The sequence below is a fragment of the Mycobacterium sp. genome, assembly GCF_049281135.1.
Taxonomy (GTDB): Bacteria; Actinomycetota; Actinomycetes; order Mycobacteriales; family Mycobacteriaceae; genus Mycobacterium.
In genome coordinates this window covers 1-5,108 of sequence record NZ_JBAPRN010000212.1, presented here as the reverse complement: position 1 = coordinate 5,108, position 5,108 = coordinate 1, and the positions used below count along the sequence as shown (strand labels likewise).

General features: G+C 65.1%; 3 protein-coding genes and 1 pseudogene. All 4 read left to right on the top strand.

Going from position 1 to position 5,108, the window contains the following annotated elements:
- Positions 1-194 (top strand): annotated as a pseudogene (locus WAN02_RS08895) (hypothetical protein); the annotation flags it as partial.
- A gap of 124 nt (positions 195-318) precedes the next feature.
- The gene (locus WAN02_RS08890) at positions 319-2,148 is read left to right on the top strand and encodes a phosphoenolpyruvate carboxykinase (GTP) (protein WP_422263789.1); all 1,830 of its coding nucleotides are present in this window, start codon (positions 319-321) and stop codon (positions 2,146-2,148) included.
- Between the two features lie 158 nt (positions 2,149-2,306).
- On the top strand, positions 2,307-3,590 hold the full coding sequence (locus WAN02_RS08885; protein ID WP_422263788.1) for a sodium:proton exchanger: 1,284 nt from the start codon (positions 2,307-2,309) through the stop codon (positions 3,588-3,590).
- 60 nt (positions 3,591-3,650) lie between these two features.
- The coding region (gene fadD4 / locus WAN02_RS08880; RefSeq protein WP_422263787.1) for a fatty-acid--CoA ligase FadD4 at positions 3,651-5,108 on the top strand (1,458 nt) is incomplete at its 3' end.

The window sequence follows — 5,108 nt, the reverse complement described above, 5'->3', positions numbered from 1 at the left end:
GGCGGGAGATGCCGACCCTGCGGGCCGTTCTCGAGGCGGTGCGGGCGCAACTCGGCGAAGCCGCCGGCCCCGGCGAGGACGCCGATACCCCGTCCGACGACGCGGGCGCAGCGTCCGAGACTGCGGTGCCTTCCGGCGACGACCAGGAAATTGACGAAAGTTCGCCGACAAATACCGCCGATAACGTGTTCTGAATCGTTCCTGTGAGTTAACCGATACGGCCTCGACTTTTTATGGGTATACACCTCGCGATAACCTGTGTAGAGGCCGCCGCAAACTAGCCGCGCAACACGCACAAAGCGACTGCAGGAGATTTTGATGACTTCAGCGACCGTTCCTGGTCTGGACACTGCCCCGACGAACCACCAGGGGCTGCTGTCCTGGGTGGAGGAGGTCGCCGAGCTGACCCAGCCGGACCGGGTTGTCTTCGCGGACGGCTCCGACGAAGAGTGGCAGCGGCTCGCCGACCAGCTGGTCGAGGCCGGCACCTTCACCAAGCTCAACGAGAAGAAGCACAAGAACTCCTACCTGGCGCTGTCGGACCCGTCCGATGTGGCGCGGGTCGAGTCGCGGACCTTCATCTGCTCGGAGCGCGAGGTCGACGCAGGCCCGACTAACAACTGGAAGCCGCCGGCCGAGATGCGGGCCACCATGACCGAGCTGTACCGCGGCTGCATGCGCGGTCGCACTATGTGGGTCGTTCCGTTCTGCATGGGCCCGCTCGGTGCCGACGACCCGAAGCTCGGCGTGGAGATCACCGACTCCGAATACGTGGTCGCCTCGATGAAGGTGATGACGCGAATGGGCAAGGCCGCGCTGGAAAAGCTCGGCGACGACGGCTTTTTCGTGAAGGCATTGCACTCGATCGGTGCGCCGCTGGAGCCGGGGCAAAAAGATGTCCCGTGGCCCTGCAACGACACCAAATACATCACGCACTTTCCGGAGACCCGCGAAATCTGGAGCTTCGGTTCCGGCTACGGCGGTAATGCGCTGCTGGGCAAGAAATGCTATTCACTGCGGATCGCGTCGGCGATGGCCCACGACGAGGGCTGGCTCGCCGAGCACATGCTGATCCTCAAGCTCATCTCGCCGGAGAACAAGGCGTACTACTTCGCCGCCGCGTTCCCGTCGGCCTGTGGCAAGACGAACCTAGCCATGCTGCAGCCCACGATCCCGGGCTGGCGCGCCGAGACCCTCGGTGACGACATCGCCTGGATGCGGTTCGGCAAGGACGGTCGCCTGTACGCCGTCAACCCGGAGTTCGGCTTCTTCGGCGTCGCGCCCGGTACCAACTGGAAGTCCAACCCGAACGCGATGCGCACCATCGAGGGCGGCAACACCGTCTTCACCAACGTGGCGCTGACCGACGACGGCGACGTGTGGTGGGAAGGCTTGGAGGGCGAGCCGGACCACCTGATCGACTGGAAGGGCAACGACTGGCTCCTTCGCGAGACGGAAACCAAGGCCGCACACCCGAACTCGCGGTACTGCACCCCGATGTCGCAGTGCCCGATCCTGGCGCCGGAGTGGGACGACCCGCAGGGCGTGCCGATCTCGGGCATTCTGTTCGGTGCGCGCCGCAAGACCACGGTGCCGCTGGTGACCGAGGCCCGCGACTGGCAGCACGGTGTGTTCATGGGAGCCACCATGGGCAGCGAGCAGACCGCTGCGGCCGAGGGCAAGGTCGGCGCGGTGCGCCGCGACCCGATGGCCATGCTGCCGTTCCTCGGCTACAACGTCGGTGACTACTTCCAGCACTGGATCGACCTCGGCAAGAACTCTGACGAGTCCAAGCTGCCGAAGGTGTTCTTCGTCAACTGGTTCCGTCGCGGCGAGGGCGGCAAGTTCCTCTGGCCGGGCTTCGGTGAGAACAGCCGCGTGCTGAAGTGGATCGTCGACCGCATCGAGCACCAGGCGGGTGGCCAGGAGACGCCGATCGGCGTCGTTCCCACCACCGACGACCTCGACCTTGACGGCCTCGACGTCGACGCCTCCGATGTCGACCGCGCGCTGGCGGTCAATGCCGCCGAGTGGCGCCAAGAGTTGCCGCTGATCGAAGAGTGGTTCGAGTTCGTCGGCGACAAACTGCCCACCGGCGTCCGGGACGAGTTCGAGGCGCTCAAGCAGCGTCTGGCCGAGTCCGACTAAGCGCGCCCGCGGCTACGGCAGGGTAGCCACATCCAAATGATCGGTTGGCCGAACTCTCGGATACGACCCTGCTGACCAGCAAATTTTAGTTGGACGTCGCATTCATTCAGTAGCCTGGCTATGTTGCTGGATGGGTACTGGGCGGGTATCTTGACGACGTGACGACCACCGCATCCGCTGTAACGGCGTCCGGTGCCCGGTCGCGGACCTTGTTCCGCTCACTTGCAATTGTCGGCGTCGTCATCTGCCCCGCTCTGGTGCTGCGGATCCTCGGTGTGGAACCAGAGCCCGTGCTGGGTCTGCTCGTCTACGGTGGCGCCGTCGTCGGCGCCAGCTTTGTGTTGGCATGGGCTGCGGAAGCCGCGCAGATCGACGTGTCGGGCAGCCTGGCCGTCGCCGTGCTGGCCGTCATCGCCGTGCTTCCCGAGTACGCCGTCGACCTGTATTACGCCTATACCGCCGGCCACGTGCCCGCCTACACGCAGTACGCGGCGGCGAACATGACCGGCTCGAATCGGCTGCTGATGGGTCTCGGATGGCCGGTTGTCGTCTTGGTGAGCGTGCTGGTGGCGCGCCGGGCCACCGGCCGCAGAGTCGGCGGACTGGACCTGGACGCCAGCAACCGGGTGGAGATCGGCTTCCTGATGGTCGCCGGAGTGGTCGCCTTCGTCATTCCGGTGACGGGTCGCATCCACATCGCCTTCGGTGTGGCGCTACTGGCCTGGTTCGGCTTCTACCTCTACAAGCTGAGCCGCGGCGAGGTCGAGGAGCCCGAGCTGGTCGGCACCGCTGCCGCGCTGGGCGCGCTTCCCGACCGGGCGCGGCGGATCGCGGTGGCTGCACTGTTCATCTTTGCGGCCTCGGTGATCGTGACATGCGCAAAACCCTTTGCCGACAACCTGATCGGCGCAGGCACAAAACTGGGTATCGACCGCTTCCTGCTCGTGCAGTGGCTGGCTCCGCTGGCGTCGGAGGCGCCGGAGTTCATCATCGCCACGATCTTCGCCGCCAGGGGCAAGGGCGGCGCCGCGATTTCGACGCTGGTCTCGGCGAAGGTGAACCAGTGGACCCTGCTGATCGGGTCGTTGCCGGTGGCGTTCATGCTCGGCGGCGGTGGCGCCGAGATGCACCTGGACAGCCGCCAGATCGAGGAGATCGTGCTCACCGCCGCCCAGACATTGATGGGCGTCACGCTGTTGCTCGGTCTGCGGTTCCAGCGTTGGGCCGCGTGGCTGTTGCTCGGATTGTTCGCCGTGCAGTTCCCGCTCACCTCGACCGAAGGGCGCTTCGCCATCAGCACTGTGTACGCGGTGGTGGCGCTGGTCGCGCTGGTGAGCAATCGCCGCCAGCTGCTGCCGACGCTGGCCGCTCCGTTCGCCGGTAAGGCCAAGCGTCACGGCGGTCATCCGCACCACGAGCCCGAACCGGTGCTCGAGAGCTAGCGACAGCGCGGGTAGCGCCCTCTTGACAGCTGTCAAGTTTCGCGGCGGTACAGTCTGCCCATGCAGATTCGCCAGCACACCTCCGGTCACGGCGCGGTCGACAAACCCGCGATCATTTTTCACCCGTCCGGCACGGTGATCACCTTCGACGAGCTGGAAGGCCGCGCCAATCGGCTGGCGCACTACTTCCGTCAGGCCGGTCTGGTCGAAGGCGACGCGGTCGCGATTCTGATGGAGAACAACGAGCACATTCACGCGGTCATGTGGGCGGCTCGCCGGGCTGGGCTGTACTACGTGCCGATCAACACGCACCTGACCGCGCCGGAGGCGGCGTACATCATCGACAACAGCGCCGCCAAGGCGATCATCGGCTCCGCCGCGCTGCGCAAGACCTGCGAGAACCTGGCCGAGCAACTGCCCGACGGCCTGCCCGCGCTGTTGATGATCGCCGATGATGACCTCGACGGTTGGCGGCGCTACCCGGAATGCGTTGCAGATCAACCGGATACACAGATCAACGACGAGGTCGAAGGTGATCTGCTGCAGTACTCTTCGGGCACCACCGGCCGGCCGAAGGGCATCAAGCGGGAGCTGCCGCACGTCTCGCCCGCGGAGGCGCCGGGCATGATGTCGGCGCTGGTCGGGTTTTGGATGCACCCGGATGCGGTCTATATCAGCCCGGCGCCGCTGTATCACACCGCGCCGTCGGTGTGGTCGATGACGGTGCAGGCCGGCGGCATCACCACGGTGGTCCTGGAGAAGTTCGACCCCGAAGGCTGTCTGGATGCCATCCAGCGCCACCGGGTCACGCACGGACAGTTCGTGCCGGTCATGTTCACTCGGATGCTGAAACTGCCTGAAGCGAAGCGCAACTCGTTCGATCTGTCCAGCCTGGAACGGGTGATGCACGCCGCCGCGCCGTGTCCGGTGGAGATCAAGAAGCAGATGATCGAGTGGTGGGGACCGATCGTCGACGAGTACTACGCCTCGTCAGAGGCCATCGGATCAACATTGATCAGCGCGGACGAGTGGCTCGCCCACCCAGGCTCGGTGGGCAAACCGATGAACTGCCAACTGCACATCCTCGACGAGGACGGCAACGAGTTGCCGCCCGGCCAACCTGGCGAAATCTATTTCGAGGGGGGCTTTTCCTTCGAATACCTCAACGACACGGCGAAGACCGCGGCCTCCCGCGACAAGCACGGCTGGACGACGGTCGGCGACGTCGGCTACGTCGACGAAGACGGCTATCTGTTCCTGACCGACCGCCGCCACCACATGATCATCTCCGGTGGCGTGAACATCTATCCGCAGGAAGCCGAAAACCTGCTCATCACCCATCCAAAGGTGCTGGACGCAGCGGTGTTTGGCATTCCCGACGAAGAAATGGGCCAAAGCGTCAAAGCCGCGGTGCAAACCGTCGATCCGGCGGACGCGACCGCCGAGTTCGCCGATGAGCTGGTCACCTGGCTGCGAGAGCGGCTGGCGCACTACAAGTGTCCCCGGTCGATCTCATTC